This window comes from Caulobacter sp. SRI_008 (assembly GCF_057586355.1).
Genome location: NZ_JBYCZS010000010.1, coordinates 1 through 16,809 on the forward strand (window position 1 = coordinate 1; position 16,809 = coordinate 16,809).

At 66.7% G+C, this 16,809-nt stretch carries 18 protein-coding genes; 16 read left to right on the plus strand and 2 right to left on the minus strand.

What is annotated here, in order from left to right; genetic code table 11:
- Window positions 1–520 precede the first annotated feature (520 nt).
- Window positions 521–3,472 carry a TonB-dependent receptor domain-containing protein gene (locus tag AC2YHT_RS10425; protein ID WP_487289596.1) on the minus strand — a complete coding sequence of 984 codons (2,952 nt, stop codon included), beginning with the start codon at window positions 3,470–3,472 and terminating at the stop codon, window positions 521–523.
- Window positions 3,473–3,829: 357 nt separating this feature from the next.
- Between AC2YHT_RS10425 and fdhD the strand changes: the two genes are divergently transcribed.
- The 5 genes from fdhD to AC2YHT_RS10450 all read left to right on the plus strand — a co-directional run bounded on the left by fdhD (window position 3,830) and on the right by AC2YHT_RS10450 (window position 10,073).
- Window positions 3,830–4,645: a formate dehydrogenase accessory sulfurtransferase FdhD gene (gene fdhD, locus AC2YHT_RS10430; protein ID WP_487289597.1), complete on the plus strand. Its 816-nt coding sequence runs from the start codon at window positions 3,830–3,832 to the stop codon at window positions 4,643–4,645.
- Entirely contained in the window at window positions 4,645–6,954 is a 2,310-nt protein-coding gene (locus AC2YHT_RS10435) for an FdhF/YdeP family oxidoreductase (RefSeq protein ID WP_487289598.1), read from the plus strand. Before fdhD ends, AC2YHT_RS10435 begins: the two co-directional genes overlap by 1 nt.
- Window positions 6,955–7,007: 53 nt before the next feature.
- Window positions 7,008–8,177 carry a GNAT family N-acetyltransferase gene (locus AC2YHT_RS10440; RefSeq protein ID WP_487289599.1) on the plus strand — a complete coding sequence of 390 codons (1,170 nt, stop codon included), beginning with the start codon at window positions 7,008–7,010 and terminating at the stop codon, window positions 8,175–8,177.
- A gap of 45 nt (window positions 8,178–8,222) precedes the next feature.
- Window positions 8,223–9,128: a transcriptional regulator gene (locus tag AC2YHT_RS10445; protein WP_487289600.1), complete on the plus strand. Its 906-nt coding sequence runs from the start codon at window positions 8,223–8,225 to the stop codon at window positions 9,126–9,128.
- A 102-nt stretch (window positions 9,129–9,230) separates the two neighbouring features.
- A complete protein-coding gene (locus tag AC2YHT_RS10450) occupies window positions 9,231–10,073 on the plus strand; it encodes a GIN domain-containing protein (RefSeq protein ID WP_487289601.1) in 843 nt (280 codons plus the stop codon).
- 194 nt (window positions 10,074–10,267) lie between these two features.
- On the opposite strand, the gene AC2YHT_RS10455 is transcribed toward AC2YHT_RS10450, so the two are convergent.
- The gene (locus AC2YHT_RS10455) at window positions 10,268–11,023 is read right to left on the minus strand and encodes an outer membrane protein (protein ID WP_487289602.1); all 756 of its coding nucleotides are present in this window, start codon (window positions 11,021–11,023) and stop codon (window positions 10,268–10,270) included.
- 616 nt (window positions 11,024–11,639) lie between these two features.
- Between AC2YHT_RS10455 and rpsJ the strand changes: the two genes are divergently transcribed.
- The 11 genes from rpsJ to rpsQ are packed head-to-tail and all read left to right on the plus strand — an operon-like array spanning window position 11,640 to window position 16,806.
- On the plus strand, window positions 11,640–11,948 hold the full coding sequence (rpsJ, locus tag AC2YHT_RS10460) for a 30S ribosomal protein S10 (protein WP_004616952.1): 309 nt from the start codon (window positions 11,640–11,642) through the stop codon (window positions 11,946–11,948).
- Window positions 11,949–11,962: 14 nt separating this feature from the next.
- Window positions 11,963–12,727, plus strand: a complete 765-nt coding sequence (gene rplC, locus AC2YHT_RS10465; RefSeq protein WP_110119910.1) for a 50S ribosomal protein L3 — start codon at window positions 11,963–11,965, stop codon at window positions 12,725–12,727.
- A complete protein-coding gene (gene rplD, locus AC2YHT_RS10470; protein ID WP_487289604.1) occupies window positions 12,727–13,365 on the plus strand; it encodes a 50S ribosomal protein L4 in 639 nt (212 codons plus the stop codon). Before rplC ends, rplD begins: the two co-directional genes overlap by 1 nt.
- A complete protein-coding gene (locus tag AC2YHT_RS10475; RefSeq protein WP_110119912.1) occupies window positions 13,365–13,661 on the plus strand; it encodes a 50S ribosomal protein L23 in 297 nt (98 codons plus the stop codon). The genes rplD and AC2YHT_RS10475 overlap by 1 nt, the downstream gene beginning before the upstream one ends.
- A gap of 3 nt (window positions 13,662–13,664) precedes the next feature.
- Window positions 13,665–14,501 carry a 50S ribosomal protein L2 gene (rplB, locus tag AC2YHT_RS10480; protein ID WP_110119913.1) on the plus strand — a complete coding sequence of 279 codons (837 nt, stop codon included), beginning with the start codon at window positions 13,665–13,667 and terminating at the stop codon, window positions 14,499–14,501.
- A gap of 3 nt (window positions 14,502–14,504) precedes the next feature.
- Window positions 14,505–14,783 (plus strand): 30S ribosomal protein S19, encoded by a 279-nt coding sequence (rpsS, locus tag AC2YHT_RS10485; RefSeq protein WP_012285669.1) that lies wholly within the window; start codon window positions 14,505–14,507, stop codon window positions 14,781–14,783.
- Between the two features lie 2 nt (window positions 14,784–14,785).
- A complete protein-coding gene (rplV, locus tag AC2YHT_RS10490; RefSeq protein WP_058348435.1) occupies window positions 14,786–15,166 on the plus strand; it encodes a 50S ribosomal protein L22 in 381 nt (126 codons plus the stop codon).
- Window positions 15,166–15,915 carry a 30S ribosomal protein S3 gene (gene rpsC, locus AC2YHT_RS10495; RefSeq protein ID WP_110119914.1) on the plus strand — a complete coding sequence of 250 codons (750 nt, stop codon included), beginning with the start codon at window positions 15,166–15,168 and terminating at the stop codon, window positions 15,913–15,915. The genes rplV and rpsC overlap by 1 nt, the downstream gene beginning before the upstream one ends.
- A gap of 12 nt (window positions 15,916–15,927) precedes the next feature.
- Window positions 15,928–16,359 (plus strand): 50S ribosomal protein L16, encoded by a 432-nt coding sequence (gene rplP / locus AC2YHT_RS10500; protein ID WP_109455088.1) that lies wholly within the window; start codon window positions 15,928–15,930, stop codon window positions 16,357–16,359.
- Between the two features lie 5 nt (window positions 16,360–16,364).
- Window positions 16,365–16,556: a 50S ribosomal protein L29 gene (gene rpmC, locus AC2YHT_RS10505; RefSeq protein WP_110119915.1), complete on the plus strand. Its 192-nt coding sequence runs from the start codon at window positions 16,365–16,367 to the stop codon at window positions 16,554–16,556.
- Between the two features lie 10 nt (window positions 16,557–16,566).
- Window positions 16,567–16,806: a 30S ribosomal protein S17 gene (rpsQ, locus tag AC2YHT_RS10510; RefSeq protein ID WP_101715813.1), complete on the plus strand. Its 240-nt coding sequence runs from the start codon at window positions 16,567–16,569 to the stop codon at window positions 16,804–16,806.
- Window positions 16,807–16,809: the final 3 nt, after the last annotated feature.

Genomic DNA, 16,809 nt, shown 5'->3' on the forward strand with positions numbered 1-16,809 from the left:
TGCATAATGGACCCCGTCCCGTCGCAGGGAGAGGGCGCAAGGATCCGGCCCGAAGCGTGCGACGGCGATGCGATCGAGCGGGGCCGCCGGAGCTGCGTGAGCAGGGCCGAACGGCTTAAATGAGGATGGGGGACGTAAACCCATCCATCGGGAGCTTGCCTCATAGGCTCCCGCCCGTCCGAGGGTCCGCTCCGGCGCCTTCTGTCTGCACGCGATGGCTAGCGAAGCTTACAGCCCGGTTCCGGGGAAGGCACAAGCCGAAGGGGGTGAAGGGCGGAAAAGGCCCGCGCGCCCCGGCCTGAGGCATAACGATCGCGCGGGGCGTCAGAGCTTCGTCGAAACGGTATTCAAATCACAACTCCGGGCGAGGCCCGGACGCCCCGCGCCCTCTCCACAAACTCTGCGCAAACGCGCGAGAGGCCGCAGCCGCGCGTCCACGCAGCGCCCAAAGAAAAGGCGGCGGGTCCTTTCGAACCCGCCGCCCCAGTTTCAACCTAGGTCTTGGCCTAAGCCGTCAGGCCTAGAACTTGGCCTTGATCGCCACGTAGAAGCGGCGGCCGAGCACGTCGTAGGTCGACGGATCGGTGTTGGCCTGGACGTAGGCGGTGAAGGTCGGCGGAGCGCGGTCGGTCAGGTTGGTGACGCCGCCCCGGATCGAGTAGGTGTCGGTGACCTTCCAGCTGCCGTTCAGGTCGAAGTAGTTGACGGCCTTGACCTTGGCGGCGGTCTGGGCGTCTTCCATCTCGCCGATGTAGCGCCAGCGGGCGCCCAGCTCCACCGGACCGATGGAGTAGGTGGCCGAGCTGACCAGCTTCCATTCGGGGTGGGCGACGGCCGTCGAGCTGATCGAGGTGTTGCCGATCGTGCCCTTCAGGTCCTGGAAGGCTTCGCCGACCAGGCTCTGGACCTTGAAGCTGTCGAGGTAGTTGCCGACCAGGTTGAACTTCAGCGAGCCGTACTTGTCGTCGAGGCCGACGGCGCCGAGGCCGAAGCCCCAGTCGGCCTGGAAATCGACGCCCGAGGTCTTGTAGCGACCCAGGTTCAGGTTGGTCAGGGTCAGGGTGTCGATCTCGCCGGTCGACGTGTTCCGGCTGATCATGCTGCAGTAGTACGACGCGTTGGCGTCGCCGTTGTAGCACTTGTCCAGCACGGTCGAGGCGTCGATGGTGCCGATCGCGTCCTTGATGTCGATCGAGTAGTAGTCGATCGACAGCGAGACGCGTTCGAACAGCGGGTTGTCGAAGCGCGGGGTCCAGACGAAACCGACGTTGTAGGTGTTGGCGGTTTCTTCCTTCAGGTCCGGGTTGCCGCCGCTCAGCGCGTTCACCTGGCCGTTGGTGTAGGTGTAGCTGTCGATGATGCCCGACGGCACGCCTTGCGCCAGGCACTGGGTGCGGACGGCGGCGGCGTTGGAGCCCGTGCGGGCGCTGCTGTCGATCGCGCAGGGATCCTCGTCGATCGCCGGGTAGCCCTGGTTCTGCGGCGAGTAGAGTTCGCCGATCGACGGGGCCCGGACGGCGCGCTGGTAGCCGCCGCGCAGACGGAAGCCGTCGACGATTTCCCAGTCGCCGTCGATCTTGTAGGCGCCGACGGAACCGATCGTCTGGTAGTCCGACAGGCGGTAGCCGGCGTCCAGGTTCAGGGCCTTGATGAACGGCAGGTCCTTCAGGACCGGCACCAGGACTTCGCCGTACAGTTCATAGACGTCGGCGTGGGCGTTGATAGCGTCGGCGGCGTTGAAGCCGACCACGTCGCCGGTCGAGAGCAGGCTGTCGGGAACGTACTTGAAGCTGTCGAACTTGTAGTCGGCGCCCCAGGCCCCGCGGACTTCGCCGGCCGGCAGGTTGAACAGGCCGCCCTGGAAGTTCAGTTCCACGACGCGTTGCTCGGCGGCCGTCCAGTTCTTGGTCGTGCGCGAGATGTAAGAGCGACACGCGTCGGACAGGGCGTTGTTGCCGAAGGGGTCGTAGCCGCCGGTGCAGATGCTGGCGCCGCCGTCGGCGGCGTCGAGCAGGGTCTGGACGGCCGAATGGCTGACGTTGCCCGACTGGGTTTCATTCTGCTCCGAACGGCCGAACGAGGCGTAGGCGTCGTAGGTCCAGTCCTTGAAGCCGATGTCGCCACGGAAGCCGCCGGCGATCTGGAACACGTTGAAGGTGGTTTCCGAGATACGCGGGCCGACGTCCGTGAAGCGCTTGCGCAGCGAGAAGTCCTGGTCGGCGGCCAGCGCCGTGGTGGCATGGCAGTCGTCGCCGGTCAGTACGTAGGGGCTGGTGACGGTGACGGTCTGGCCGGCCGTGTTCTGGTAGGAGCACGACGACTGGCGCGAAGCCAGCAGGGTCGACAGGTCGTCCGGGATGAACGGGTTGGTCACCGGCACGCTGAAGCCGGTCGAGCTGGCCGCCGGCGACGGGGCCAGGACGGTGCGCGAGTCGTAGTGCGTGAAGTTGGCCGAGCCGTAGAACTCGACGTGCTCGTTGATCTGGTACTCGGTGGCGGCGTAGGCCGAATAGCGGGTCAGTGGCAGCTGCAGCAGGTTCAGGGCGCCGGTGTTGTAGGTGCCGTTGACCGGGATCGTCGAATAGTCGATCGCGGTCGAGCCGTTGTAGTTGACGCCGTTGTAGAACAGCGTGCCGTCGTCGTTGAAGCCGAGGTTGGCGGTGTTCTTCACGGTTCCGGCGGCGTAGCCATACTGGGCGAACACGGCGTCCACGGCGGCCTGGGTGGGCAGCAGCGAGCCGTTGACGTCATAACGGCCGTAGGGCGTGGTCGACGAAGCGCCGGAGACCTTCGAGAAGTCGCGGGCGGCGTTGAACACTTCGCCGCGCTGCGAGTAGCTGACCGAGAACACGGCATGGCCGCGATCTTCGGCGTACTTGCCGCCGGCGGTCACCGCCAGCGAGCTTTCCTTGCCGTCGCCCTGCTCGGTGACACCGTACTGGCCGTCCATTTGCAGGCCAGTGAAGTTCTTGTTGAGCTTGAAGTTGACCACGCCCGAGAGGGCGTCCGAGCCGTAGGTCGCCGACGCCCCGCCCGAGATCACTTCCATGTTCTGGATCAGCGCCGCAGGGATGATGTTGATGTCGACCGTGCCGTCCGAGTTCGACGGCACCACGCGGTGGCCGTCGACCAGCACCAGCGTGCGGGCCGTCCCCAGGCCGCGCAGGTCGATATTGGCCTGGCCGCCGTTCGACGGGTTGTTCGAGGTCGACGACACCGACGGCACGAACTGCGGCATCTGGTTGAGCAGAGTGTCGACGGTGACCGAGCCGGTCTTCTCGATCGCGCCCTGGTCCATGGTCACGATCGGGCTGTTGGAAACGTAGTCTCGGCGCGCGATGCGCGAGCCCGTGACGACGACTTCTTCGACGGCGGCCGGTTCGTCGTTCGTCTGGGCCTGCGCCAACACGGGCGCTGCCGTCATGGCGATGACGAGCGCGGACGCGCTCAGCAGATAGGTATTTCTAGCCATTCATAGTCCCCAGTATTCGCCAAAGCGTCGCCGCAATGGTCGTGGTGGCGAAATAAAATTCCGCCGTAAGGGGAGGGATGGGGGCCTTTTGTTTCTCAATTGTGAGATGAAGGTTCTGTAAAATGTATACGAATTACAATATCGAATAAACTAAAGTAGGGTTCAGTCGCATGCCGATGTACACTGGATGTCATTGGAACATTTGCGGCAACCTATGCCTCCATATCTGAAACAAACCGGCGTTCTCTCGGTCTGGCGATATCTTGTGGCAATGTTGGCGCGCGTGGCGGGAAGGCCACACCCCGTGTCCGCGTTTCGTCATGGCGGCGCCGGCGCCTAAACGGTAGTCTTTCGCCCATGTCCGATGCTTCCGCCCGCCTTCGTCCCGCTCTCGAATGGCGCGCGTCCGGGCGGGCCGCGCGCATCGACCGCTGGACGCCGGACGAGACGGCCGTGGGCCTGTCGTTCGACGGCCGTCCCCACACCGTGCTGATGGCCACGCCCACCGAGGTCGAGGACCTGGCGCGGGGCTTCACCATCACCGAAGGCGTCGCCCGGCCGCAGGACATCCTGTCCGTCGAGGTCAAGCCGGACGCGCTGGGCGTGCTGGTCGACATCCGCCTGGTCGAGGGCGCGGCGCGCCGCAAGGCCCGTCCGCGCAACCTGGAAGGCCGGTCGAGTTGCGGCCTGTGCGGTGTCCAGCGCCTGGCCGACGCCGTCCGGCCGCTGCCGTCGGCGGGGGCGGGCGTTCGCGTCGCCCACCAGGCCGTGACGGCCGCCCTGGCGAATCTGGAAGAGGCCCAGGCCCTGGGCCGCAGCACCCGCGCCACCCATGCGGCGGCCTTCTGCGACGCCGAAGGCCGGGTCGTGCTGCTGCGTGAAGACGTCGGACGTCATAACGCGCTGGACAAGCTGGCCGGGGCCATGGCGCGCGAAGGCCGCGACGCCGGGGCTGGTTTCGTGCTGGTGACCAGTCGTTGCTCGTTCGAGATGGTCGAGAAGGCCGTGCGCATGGGGGCGGGCATGATCGTGGCGGTGTCCGCGCCGACCGACCTGGCCGTGAGCCGGGCCGAGGAGTCCGGCCTGACCCTGGTGGCCCTGGCCCGCGCCGACGGCCACATGGTGTTTTCCCGTCCCGACCGCCTGGTCGAGGCGGTTCTGGAGCAAGCGTGATGGCCGACGACGCCAACAATCCCGGCGCCAAGATCCCGGGCGTGAAACCCTATGGCGGCCCGGCCGGCGGCTGGGGCGCGCTGAAGGCCGTGGCCGGCGCCCTGGCCGACCAGGAAACCGTGGTCGAGGGCGGCAAGACCCTGATGCGGGCCAACCAGCCCGAGGGCTTCGACTGTCCCGGCTGCGCCTGGCCCGATCCCAAGCACACCTCGTCGTTCGAGTTCTGCGAGAACGGGGCCAAGGCCGTGGCCTGGGAGGCGACCAGCAAGCGCGCCACGCCCGAGGTCTTCGCCGCCCATACGGTCAGCGAGCTTTTGACCTGGAGCGACCACGCCATCGAGGACCTGGGCCGGCTGACCCATCCGATGGCCTATGATCCGGCCAGCGACCGCTACTTGCCGATCGAATGGAGCGAGGCTTTCGCCCGCGCCGGCGCGGCGATCCAGGCCATGGACAATCCGCACCAGGCCGAGTTCTACGCCTCGGGCCGGGCCAGCAACGAGGCGGCCTTCCTGTTCCAGCTCCTGGGCCGCAAGGTCGGGACCAACAATTTCCCCGACTGCTCCAACATGTGCCACGAGCCGACCAGCGTCGGCCTGCCGGACTCGCTGGGCATGGGCAAGGGCTCGGTCAGCCTCGAGGACTTCGACCACGCCGACCTGATCCTGTGCTTTGGCCACAACCCCGGCACCAACCACCCCCGGATGATGGCCACCCTGCGCGAAGCCTCGCGCAGAGGCGCGACGATCATGGCCTTCAACCCGCTGGTCGAACGGGCCCTCGAGCGGTTCGCCTCGCCGCAGGATCCGGTCGAGATGGCGACCCTGTCCTCGACCCCGATCGCCTCGCGCTATTATCAAGTGAACGTCGGCGGCGACGCGGCCGTGCTGCAGGGTCTGATGAAGGCCGTGCTGGCCTTCGACCGCGCCGCGCGCGACGCCGGCGAGCCCGCCATCCTCGACGACGACTTCATCGCCGAGCACACGGCCGGCTTCGAGGCCCTGGTCGCCCAGCTGGACGCCGCGTCCTGGGACGAGATCGTCGCCGTCGGCGGCCTGTCCCGCGCCGAACTCGAGGAGGCCGCCGCCATCTATGCGCGGTCCAGCGCCGTCATCCTCTGCTACGGCATGGGCCTGACCCAGCACCGCAACTCGTCCAGCACCGTGCAGCAGCTGGTCAACCTGCTGCTCCTGCGCGGCAACATGGGGCGGCCGGGGGCGGGGATCTGCCCGCTGCGGGGCCATTCCAACGTCCAGGGCGACCGCACGGTCGGCATCTGGGAGAAACCTTCGGCGGCCCTGCTCGACAGCCTGGGCCAGGTGTTCGGCTTCACCCCGCCGCGCGATCACGGCCACACCGTGGTCGAGGCGATCGAGGCCATGGAGGCGGGCGATATCAAGGTGTTCGTCGGCCTGGGCGGCAACTTCGCCGTCGCCGCGCCCGATCCGCTGCGCAGCCACGCGGCCATGCGCAAGGTCGACCTGGCCGTCCACATCGCCACCAAGCCCAACCGCACGCACCTGCTGGTCGGGCCAGAGGTGCTGCTGCTGCCATGCCTGGGCCGCACCGAGATGGACGTCCAGGGTGGCGTGCGCCAGTCGGTAACGGTCGAGGACTCGATGTCGATGGTCCACGCCTCGCGCGGCCTCAACCCACCGGCCTCCGAGCACCTGATGTCCGAACCGGCCATCGTCGCCGGCATCGCCCGTGCGGCGCTGGGCGAGGCGGATCCGGTCGACTGGGAAGGCCTGGTCGCCGATTACGACCGCATCCGCGACCTGATCGAACGGGTCTTCCCGACCGCCTTCACCGACTACAACACCCGCGTTCGCCAGCCCGGCGGTTTCCGGCTGCCGCTGCCGCACGCCGAGCGGAAGTGGAACACCCCCTCGGGCAAGGCCAACTTCCTCACCCATCCGGGGCTCGATGATCCGCGCAAGGGCGACGCCTCCGTGCTGCTGCTGACCACCCTGCGCAGCCACGACCAGTACAACACCACCATCTATGGCGAGAACGACCGCTACCGCGGCGTGTTCGGGCGGCGCGACGTGGTCTTCGTCCATCCCGACGACCTGGCCGAGCGTGGAATCCGCGAGGGCGACGCCATCGATCTGGCCGCCGCCTTCGATGAAACTGGAGCGCGAGTCGTTCGCGCCTTTACGGCCGTCGCTAGAAAAATTCCGCGCGGGTGCGTCGCCGCATACTATCCGGAAACCAATGCTCTGGTAGCGCTGGAGGATCACGACCGGCGAAGTGGTACGCCGGCCTACAAGTCGGCGCCTGTGCGGCTTTCGCTGCACGGCGGCTGACCGGGCCGTCTCCACCGTCCGGCGTTGTCCGCAAGGACGAGGGAGCAAGGGCGGTGGACAGAGCACTGCAGGCGCGGGTCATCGAGGCCGCCGATCTCGGCGTGGCCGAGCGCGCGCGCTGGAACGCCCTGCGCGCCGCCGATCCGCTGCTGGGCGGACCCTATTTCGACCTTCGCTATATAGAGACGGCCGCCGACTGCGCGCCGGGCGCGCGGATCGCGGTGCTAGAGCGCGGCGGTCGCATCGTCGGCTTCCTGCCGTTCCAACGGCGCGGCTCTCTGCTGCAGCCGCTGGGCGCGCCGATGAGCGATTTCCACGGCCTGGTCGCCGAGCCTGATGTCGAGCTTTCCACGGTGCTGGCCTTGCTGGGCGCTGAGCGCATGCGGGTCAGCGGCCTGGTCACCCGCGAGCCGGCCGGCGAGCTGTCGGTGCGCCACGCCATGGCCGCCGACCTGTCGGGCGGCTTCGAGGCCTATCAGGCCGGCCGCAGCGCCGCCTTCCTGAAGGACAAGCGCCGGCGGGCCCGCGCGCTGGAGCGCGACCACGGCGAGACGGTCTTCACCTTCGAGCGCCCAGCGCCGGATCTGCTGGCCTGGCTGGTCGCCCAGAAGCGCGAACAGATCCGCCGCACCCATCAGCACGACATCTTCGCCTGCGGCTGGACCCAGGACCTGCTGCTGCGCCTGGCCGAGCACGACTCCCCCGACTTCGGCCTGCGGCTGGCGGTGCTGCGGGCGGGTGGGACGATCGTCGCCGCCGAACTGGGCCTGACCGCCGGCGATCGCCATCACCTGTGGTTCCCGATCTACGACCCGGCCTTCGCCCGCTATTCGCCGGGCGCGCTGATGACGCTGGAAACCCTGCGCGTCGCGGCCGAGCGCGGCGTGGTTCGCGTGGACTTCGGTCCCAGCGAGGAAGCCTACAAGGAAGACTTCGCCGATCCGATGGAGACGGTGCTGGAGGGCGCGATCGCCGTCCGACCGTCGCTGATGACGCACCTGAAGGGCGCGCCCGGCGTCGATCGCATCGACGAGGTCGGCAAGCGCCTGGCGCGCCGTCTCGACCGCATCGCCGCCTGCGAGCCCGGGCTGATTGGCCAGGTCAAGGGCGGCGCCAGTTTCGTCACCGGCCTTGGCCGCCGACACCCGAAGGTGGGGGCAGGGCTGGGCGCCGGCATCGGCGTCATCGGACTTGGAGTGAGCCTGGGCCTACTGGCCGACTAGGGCGCGGCGATCGCGCCCCTGACTAGAAGTGAGGGAGGAACGCCAATGACCCGTCTCGTCGCGCCCTGGTCGTCCGACCAGATCCAGAGCTTCCGCAAGGCCCCCGTCACCTTCCGCCACAACCTCGCCGAAACCGGCCTGTTCGACGACGACGCCCTGGCGCGCCTGCTCGACGCCTATCCGGCCGAGCTCTACGACATCAACCTCTTCGACTTCGACGCCGAGGGGCAGGCGACCATGCGCACCGGCGCCCGCGGCCGCCTGCCGGGCCGAGAGGTGCTGGCCGGGGTCAAGGAAGGTCGCATCTGGGTGCAGCTGCGCCGGGCCGAGGCCTGGTATCCGGCCCTGACCCCGCTGATGCAGCAGGCCTTCGCGGAGATCGCCGGGCAGGCGAGGGGCTTCTCGCCCGTCCAGTTGAACGGCCAGCTGATCATGTCGGCCCCCGGCGCCAAGGTGCCGTTCCACGCCGATGCGCCCGGCGTCATCCTGTTCCACCTGCGCGGCCGGAAAAGGATCTGGATCTATCCGCCCGACGAGGCCCACATGCCCCAGCAAGGCATGGAGAACATCCTGCTCAAGCAGCAGACCGAGGACCTGCCCTATCGCCGCGACATGGACGTCGGGGCCGTGGTCTACGACCTCGAGCCCGGCACGGCCGCCGCCTGGCCGCTGCACGCGCCGCACCGGATCGAGAACCTCGGCACATTCAACGTCTCGCTGTCGGTGGACTACCAGACCTGGGGCTCGCGCCTGACCAACGGCGCGCACTACGCCAACGGCGTGCTGCGCCGCTGGGGCCTGCCGGTAGCGGCCATGGACAAGACGCCGATGGCGGCCCGGGCCGGCCTCTGGGCCGCCTCGCTGGGCCTCAAGCGCCTGCGGCTGGTCGAGGACCGGATCAAGGCCTTTGAGCGCACCTTCGAGATCGGCGACGCCCAGAAGGCGGCCTGATCGGGTACGTGACAACCGCGTCATGACCTCGATTTAAGTCGTCCTGGCGGATCTCGCCGACTAGCGTTCCCTCAACGCAACGCCATCCGAGGGGACAAACAGATGCGCGCACTCTTCAGCCTGGCCGCCGGCGCGGCCGTCCTGGCCCTGGCCGGAACCGCTTCGGCCTCCGAAGCCAATGTGAAGATCAAGGACGCCGTCGCCCGCGTCGTGGTCATTCCCGAAGCCCGCAGCGACGTGAAGGTCGAGTTCCTGACCCGCAATTCGTCGCTGCCGCTGGAGGTCCGCGTCGTTGGCGGCCAGACGATCATCGACGGCAACCTGCACCTCAAGCGCATCCAGAGCTGCAACGGCTCGGGAGACGCCGCCTCGGTGAAGGTGCGCAACCTCGGCGTCGTGAAGTGGGCCGACATCCCGCAGGTGGTCGTGCGCGTGCCGCAGAACGTCTCGGTCGGCGCTTCCGGCGCGGTCTACGGCAGCATCGGCCGCAGCGACAGCGTCGAGCTGGCCAACGCCGGCTGCGGCGATTGGACGGTGGCCAACACCAAGGGCAAGCTCGAGATCAGCCTGGCGGGATCGGGCGACACCAAGGCCGGCAACGCCGACCGCGTCGAGATCAGCCTGGCCGGGTCCGGCGATATCAGCCTGCAGGAAGTACGAGAGCTGGAAGTGGCGATCGCCGGTTCGGGCGACGTGAAGGCCGCGGCGATCCGTGGTGGCGACATCGACGTCAGCATCGCCGGCTCGGGCGGGGTCAAGATCACGCAAGGCCGGGCCCGCGACCTCGACGTCAGCATCATGGGCTCGGGCGACGTCAATTTCGGCGGCGAGGCCGACAAGGTGTCGCTGTCGGTGGCCGGCTCGGGCGACGTCCGCGTCGCCAAGGTCAACGGCCCTGTCAAGAAGTCGTCCATGGGCTCGGGCAACATCTATATCGGCCAGTGAGCCGACCGACTCCACGCCCACGTAGCCCTATATAAAGAAGAACGCCCCGGAGCTTTCGCTCCGGGGCGTCTTGCTGTCCGTCGGGTCCCGCCTTTGGGAGGAGGGGGAGGGCGGGGCCCTTGAGGCGCGTGGGCACGCGCCGCGGACGATCGGTCGGAGCCTTCCCGCCGAAACGGGGAGGTCCGGGCTTCCGCTTAGCGGACGCCGAAGCCGAACAGGTCGCTGGCTTGGGCCAGGTCGGCGCCGGCGGCGTTGCGGGCCTTCAGGCTGCCGCCGAAGGTGTAGCGCACGCCGATCTTGACCGCGTCCGACTTCAGGTCGGCCAGGTCTTCGGATTCGGTGTGGGTGTACTTGCCGAAGGTCGACCAGCCCGAGTTGGCGAACTTGTATTCGCCGCCCAGGTTCACGTCCCAGGCGTCGGCGTCGATCGAGGAGTCGATCTTGGCATAGCCGAGGCCGGCGTCCAGACGGAAGTCGTCCGAGACGAAGTAGTTGGCCGTGCCGCGGACGGTCCACAGGTCGGCGTCCAGGTCGTTCGACTGGCCGTAGGCGACCAGGCCCGTCAGGGTGACGTTGCCCAGGTACTTCTGGGCTTCGCCGCCGACGGCCCACAGGGTGTCGTTCTGCGGACGCGACAGGGCGGTGAAGCCGCCGACGCGCCAGCCGTCGCCGACCGTGGTGGTCAGGTGAGCGGCGCCCGAGGCGACGGTTTCGTCAGCGATGTCGTTGTCCGAGATCGAGACGTCGCCGTTCAGGGTGACGGTCCACGAACCGGTCGGGACGGCGACCGAGCCGTCGATCTTCACCGAGGTGCCGTCGGCGTTGGCGACGTTGGTGTCGAGGTTGTTGTAGTTCACGGCGGCGCCGACCGAACCGATGTTCTGGGCGAAGGCGGGAGCCGAAACGGCCACGGCCAGGACGGCGGCGGCGGCGAACAGTTGGGTCTTCATAGTGGGTAATCCCCTTACTCATGTGGGCTCGCCGGCGGGCGGTCGTTTTGGGGGAGGGCCTCCCGTCCGGCGAGCGGGGCGGATCTATGAAGGTTCGATGACGGCCGCAAGGCTTCGTCTGACCGTTCGAGGCTGGATGGTGCGCAAATACTACACTTGCAGGCACGAATTCCGTCCCTATACGCGCGGGTCGCGCATAAAGATTGTGTCCATCTAGCGGCGGGCGGTGAACAATGCTCTTTGAGGCCTTGTTTTCGCCGTCTCCATTAAGGGGCCTCGCGCGGGGTAGGGAAGTATTAATCAAACCCTTCCGAAACCCCGCCCGGGGCGCTTGACGAAACCGATTCAGGCACGTAAAAGCGCCCCTCTGTTGGACCGGCTGTGAGCTTCAGGGCTCAAACGCGGTTCGCAAGCGACCCGTACCCTAGCGTCCTTCTCATCCAGAGGAGGGTTCTCCTCGGAGGACGGCGAGGTTGTGGATCACCGGCCCTCGCAGGCGACTGCGCGGGCCAATTTGTTTTGCGGACGCTGCGTTCGGACGTCTCGAAAGAGGAGTCCGGGTTGGTCTTTGAAATGGTTCGAGACGCGGGCGCAGCCCACTAGGAAACCGAGCGATATGGATCGTCAGAACATCCGCATCCGGCTCAAGGCCTTCGATCACCGCGTGTTGGATCATTCCACGCGCGAGATCGTGAACACGGCCAAGCGCACGGGTGCGACGGTGCGGGGCCCCATCCCCCTGCCCACGCTTATCGAAAAATTCACCGTCAACCGCTCGCCGCACGTCGACAAGAAGTCGCGCGAGCAGTTCGAGATCCGTACGCACAAGCGCGTTCTCGACATCGTTGACCCGACTCCGCAGACCGTGGACGCGCTGATGAAGCTCGACCTGTCGGCCGGCGTTGACGTCGAAATCAAGCTGTAAGGAGGGCCGAACTGATGACTCTCCCCGCTAACCGCACCGGCCTGATCGCCAAGAAGCTCGGCATGACCCGCTTCTTCGACGAAGTTGGCCAGCACGTGCCGGTCACCGTCCTGTCGCTCGACGGTTGCCAGGTTATCGCTCAGCGCACGGTCGAGAAGGACGGTTACACCGCCCTGCAGCTCGGCGCCGGTGCTCGCAAGCCCAAGAACACCTCGAAGGCCCAACGTGGTCACTTCGGCAAGAACTCGGTCGAGCCCAAGCGGATCGTCGCCGAATTCCGCGTCGAAGAGGCCGCTCTGATCGAAGTGGGCGCGGAATTCACCGCCGACCACTACGTCGCCGGCCAGAAGGTCGACATCCAGGGCGTCACCGTCGGTAAGGGTTTCGCCGGCGCCATGAAGCGCTGGAACTTCGGTGGTCTCCGCGCCACCCACGGTGTTTCGGTCTCGCACCGTTCGCACGGTTCGACCGGTAACCGCCAGGATCCGGGTCGTACGTTCCCGGGCAAGAAGATGGCTGGTCACCTCGGTCAAGAAACCGTCACCACCCTCAACGTCACCGTCTGGAAGGTGGACGTCGAGCGCGGCCTGATCCTGGTCAAGGGCGCCGTCCCGGGCCACGAAGGCAGCTACGTGAAGATCCGCGACGCCGTGAAGAAGGCCGCTCCGGCCGATCTGCCGCGTCCGGGCGCCTTCCGTAAGGCTGGTGAAGCCGCTCCGGCTGCTGAAACCCCCGCTGAAGAGGCCCCCGCGGCGACGACCGAAGAGGGCGAAGGCTAATGAAACTCGACGTCATCAAACTTGACGGCGGCAAGGCCGGCTCCGTGGATCTCGACGACGCCATCTTCGGCATCGAAGACATCCGCGGCGACATCCTGCAGCGCGTCGTGACCTGGCAGCTGGCCAAGCGCCGCTCGGGCAACCACAAGATTCAGGTTCGTAACGAGGTCTCTCGTACGGGCAAGAAGATGTACAAGCAGAAGGGCACCGGCGGCGCTCGTCACGGTTCGCGCCGTGCGGCTCAGTTCGTCGGCGGCGCCAAGGCCCACGGCCCTGTCGTCCGCAGCCACGCCTTCGATCTTCCGAAGAAGATCCGGGCTCTGGCTCTGCGTCACGCCCTGTCGTCGAAGGCCAAGGCCGGCACGCTGGTCGTGCTGGACAGCGTGGTTCTGACCGAAGCGAAGACGGCCGCCCTGCGCGCCACCTTCGACAAGATCGGCCTGAAGAACGCCCTGGTCATCGCCGGTCCGGAAGTGGACGCGAACTTCAAGCTCGCCGCCCGCAACATTCCGAACGTGGACGTGCTGCCGAACGCCGGCCTGAACGTCTACGACGTGCTGCGTCGCCAAACCCTCGTCCTGACCAAGGACGCGGTCGAAGCGATCTCGGCCCGTTTCGCTGAGAAGGAAGCCGCCTAATGGCCGCCACCGCTCGCCACTACGACACGATCCTGTCGCCGGTGATCACCGAAAAGTCGACCCTGCTCAGCGAGCTGAACAAGGTTGTCTTCAAGGTGGCCGCCGACGCGACGAAGGACGAAATCGCCGCCGCTGTCGAAGAGCTGTTCAAAGTCAAGGTCACCAAGGTCAACACCCTGGTCACCAAGGGCAAGACCAAGCGCTTCCGCGGCATCGTCGGACGCCGTTCCGACGTCAAGAAAGCGATCGTGACCCTGGCCGAAGGCCAGTCGATCGACATCACGACGGGGCTCTAAGACATGGCCTTGAAGCACTTTAACCCGACCAGCCCCGGCCAACGCGGCCTGGTGCTGATCGACCGCAGCGAGCTCCACAAGGGCCGTCCGGAAAAGAAGCTCGTTGAGGGCCTCTCGAAGTCCGGCGGTCGTGGCGGCAACGGCCGCATCGCCGTCCGCTTCCGCGGCGGCGGCGCCAAGCGCCTCTACCGTCTGGTGGACTTCAAGCGTCGCAAGCAAGGCGTGGCCACGGTCGTTCGTCTCGAGTACGATCCGAACCGCACCGCCTTCATCGCCCTGATCAAGTATCAGGACGGCGAGCTGAGCTACATCCTGGCCCCGCAACGCCTCAAGGCCGGCGACGAAGTCGTCACCGCCGACAAGGTCGACGTGAAGCCGGGCAACGCTTCGCCGCTGCGCACGCTGCCGATCGGCACGATCATCCACAACGTCGAGCTGAAGCCCGCCAAGGGCGGTCAGATCGCCCGTTCGGCTGGCGCCTACGCCCAGCTGGTCGGTCGTGACGCCGGCTACGCCCAGATCCGCCTGAACTCGGGCGAGCTGCGCATGGTCCTCGACACCTGCATGGCCACCGTCGGCGCGGTCTCCAACCCCGACCACATGAACGAAAACCTCGGCAAGGCCGGTCGTGTTCGTCACATGGGTCGTCGCCCGCACGTCCGCGGCGTCGCCATGAACCCGGTCGACCACCCCCACGGTGGTGGTGAAGGCCGCACCTCGGGCGGCCGCCACCCGGTGACCCCGGCTGGTAAGCCGACCAAGGGCGCCAAGACCCGCGTCAACAAGGCCACGGACAAGTTCATCATCCGTTCGCGCCACAAAGCGAAGAAGGGCCGCTAAGCCATGACCCGCTCCGTCTGGAAAGGCCCGTTTGTCGACGGGTACCTCCTGAAGAAGGCCGACGCCGCTCTCGCGTCGGGCCGCAAGGACGTCATCAAGACCTGGTCGCGTCGTTCGACCATCATGCCGCAGTTCGTCGGTCTGGTGTTCGGCGTCCACAACGGCCAAAAGCACGTCCCGGTCTCCGTGTCGGAAGACATGGTCGGCATGAAGTTCGGTGAGTTCGCTCCCACCCGTAACTTCCCCGGCCACGCCGCCGACAAGAAGGCCAAGAGGAAGTAATCATGGCCAAGCAAAAGCAAGCTCGCCGCCTTGAAGGCGTTGAGGCGATGGCCAAGGTGCGCACCCTGCGCACCAGCGCCCGCAAGCTGAACCTGGTCGCTCAGTCCATCCGTGGCCTGAACGTCCAGCGCGCTCTGAACGAGCTCGAATTCAGCCACAAGCGCATCGCCCAGGACGTCCGCAAGGCGCTGTACTCGGCGATCTCCAACGCCGAGAACAACCACAACCTCGACATCGACTCGCTGGTCGTGTCCGAGGCCTATGTGGGCAAGAACCTGGTGATGAAGCGTTTCTCGCCGCGTGCTCGCGGTCGGGCCACGCGCGTTGAAAAGCCGTTCTCCGAGATCACCATCGTGGTCCGCGAACTGGGTGAGGCCGCCTGATGGGTCAGAAAGTCAATCCGGTCGGGCTGCGGCTCGGCGTGAACCGCACCTGGGACAGCCGTTGGTTCTCCGACGGCGCCCAGTACGGCAAGCTGCTGCACCAGGACCTCGCGGTCCGCACGATGCTGAAGAAGCGCCTGTATCAAGCCGGCGTTTCGCGGATCATCATCGAGCGTCCGCACAAGAAGTGCCGCGTCACGATCTATGCCGCCCGTCCGGGCGTCATCATCGGCAAGAAGGGCGCTGACATCGAGAAGCTCCGCAAGGATCTCTCGGTGATGACCGAGGGCGACGTCCACCTGAACATCGTCGAGATCCGCAAGCCGGAAACCGACGCTCAGCTGGTCGCCGAGTCGATCGCTCAGCAGCTCGAGCGCCGGATCGCCTTCCGTCGCGCCATGAAGCGTTCGATCCAGTCCGCCGTGCGCCTCGGCGCCAAGGGCATCCGGATCAACGTTTCGGGCCGCCTCGGCGGCGCGGAAATCGCCCGCATGGAATGGTACCGCGAAGGTCGCGTGCCGCTGCACACGCTGCGCGCCGACATCGACTACGGTTTCGCGGAAGCCAAGACCACCTACGGCATCATCGGCGTGAAGACCTGGATCTTCAAAGGCGAAGTGCTGGAGCATGACCCGATGGCGCTGGACAAGCGTCTCGCTTCTGAATCCGGCCCGGCCGGCGAAGGCGGCGGACGTGAGCGCGGCGATCGCTCGGACCGCGGCGACCGCGGCCGTCGCAATCGGGACTAAGGATAGAGCGCTATGCTGTCACCGAAGAAAACCAAGTTCCGCAAGCAGTTCAAGGGCCGTATCCACGGCGCTTCGAAGGGCGGCACCCTGCTGAACTTCGGCTCCTACGGCCTTAAGGCCGTTGAGCCGGAGCGCATCACGGCTCGCCAGATCGAAGCTGCTCGTCGGGCCATCACCCGCCAGATGAAGCGTCAAGGCCGCGTCTGGATCCGTATCTTCCCGGACGTGCCGGTCACCGGCAAGCCCGCTGAAGTCCGGATGGGTAAGGGCAAGGGCGCCGTCGACTACTGGGCCGCTCGCGTGGCCCCCGGCCGCATCATGTTCGAAATCGACGGCGTGCCGGACGATGTCGCGCGTGAAGCGCTGCGCCTCGGCGCGGCGAAGCTGCCGATCCGCACTCGTGTGGTCACCCGCCTCGACGCGGGCGTGGCCGTGGAGGCTTGAGGCTCATGAAGATCGCCGACATCCGGGGCATGACCCCCGATCAGCTCGCCGAAACCCTGCTGACCCTGAAGAAGGAGCAGTTCAACCTGCGCTTCCAAGGTGCGACGGGCCAGGTCGAGAAGACCCACCGCGTCAACGAAATCCGCAAGGATATCGCGCGGATCAAGACCGTGCTGCGCGCCAAGGCCGCGGCTTAAGGAGAACGATATGCCCAAGCGTATCCTCGAAGGGGTCGTCGTCTCCGACAAGGGTGACAAGACCGTGGTGGTGAAGGTGGAACGCACCATCGTCCACCCCCTTCTGAAGAAGATCGTGCGCCGCTCTAAGAAGTACCACGCGCACGACGAAGCCAATGTGTACAAGACGGGCGAAACCATTCGCATCGTCGAGTGCGCTCCGAAGTCCAAGCTGAAGACCTGGGAAGTGCTTCCCAAGGCTTCGGCTTAATAT

Bases quoted from the DNA above. Each gene is read 5' to 3' on its own strand.
- AC2YHT_RS10455 (WP_487289602.1), bottom strand. From the start codon at position 11,023: ATGAAGACCCAACTGTTCGCCGCCGCCGCCGTCCTGGCCGTGGCCGTT.
- rpsQ (WP_101715813.1), top strand. From the start codon at position 16,567: ATGCCCAAGCGTATCCTCGAAGGGGTCGTCGTCTCCGACAAGGGTGAC.
- AC2YHT_RS10425 (WP_487289596.1), bottom strand. From the start codon at position 3,472: ATGGCTAGAAATACCTATCTGCTGAGCGCGTCCGCGCTCGTCATCGCC.
- AC2YHT_RS10475 (WP_110119912.1), top strand. From the start codon at position 13,365: ATGGCCGCCACCGCTCGCCACTACGACACGATCCTGTCGCCGGTGATC.
- rpsC (WP_110119914.1), top strand. From the start codon at position 15,166: ATGGGTCAGAAAGTCAATCCGGTCGGGCTGCGGCTCGGCGTGAACCGC.
- rpmC (WP_110119915.1), top strand. From the start codon at position 16,365: ATGAAGATCGCCGACATCCGGGGCATGACCCCCGATCAGCTCGCCGAA.
- AC2YHT_RS10445 (WP_487289600.1), top strand. From the start codon at position 8,223: ATGACCCGTCTCGTCGCGCCCTGGTCGTCCGACCAGATCCAGAGCTTC.
- AC2YHT_RS10435 (WP_487289598.1), top strand. From the start codon at position 4,645: ATGGCCGACGACGCCAACAATCCCGGCGCCAAGATCCCGGGCGTGAAA.
- rplC (WP_110119910.1), top strand. From the start codon at position 11,963: ATGACTCTCCCCGCTAACCGCACCGGCCTGATCGCCAAGAAGCTCGGC.
- rplD (WP_487289604.1), top strand. From the start codon at position 12,727: ATGAAACTCGACGTCATCAAACTTGACGGCGGCAAGGCCGGCTCCGTG.
- fdhD (WP_487289597.1), top strand. From the start codon at position 3,830: ATGTCCGATGCTTCCGCCCGCCTTCGTCCCGCTCTCGAATGGCGCGCG.
- AC2YHT_RS10450 (WP_487289601.1), top strand. From the start codon at position 9,231: ATGCGCGCACTCTTCAGCCTGGCCGCCGGCGCGGCCGTCCTGGCCCTG.
- rplB (WP_110119913.1), top strand. From the start codon at position 13,665: ATGGCCTTGAAGCACTTTAACCCGACCAGCCCCGGCCAACGCGGCCTG.
- rplP (WP_109455088.1), top strand. From the start codon at position 15,928: ATGCTGTCACCGAAGAAAACCAAGTTCCGCAAGCAGTTCAAGGGCCGT.
- rpsJ (WP_004616952.1), top strand. From the start codon at position 11,640: ATGGATCGTCAGAACATCCGCATCCGGCTCAAGGCCTTCGATCACCGC.
- rplV (WP_058348435.1), top strand. From the start codon at position 14,786: ATGGCCAAGCAAAAGCAAGCTCGCCGCCTTGAAGGCGTTGAGGCGATG.
- rpsS (WP_012285669.1), top strand. From the start codon at position 14,505: ATGACCCGCTCCGTCTGGAAAGGCCCGTTTGTCGACGGGTACCTCCTG.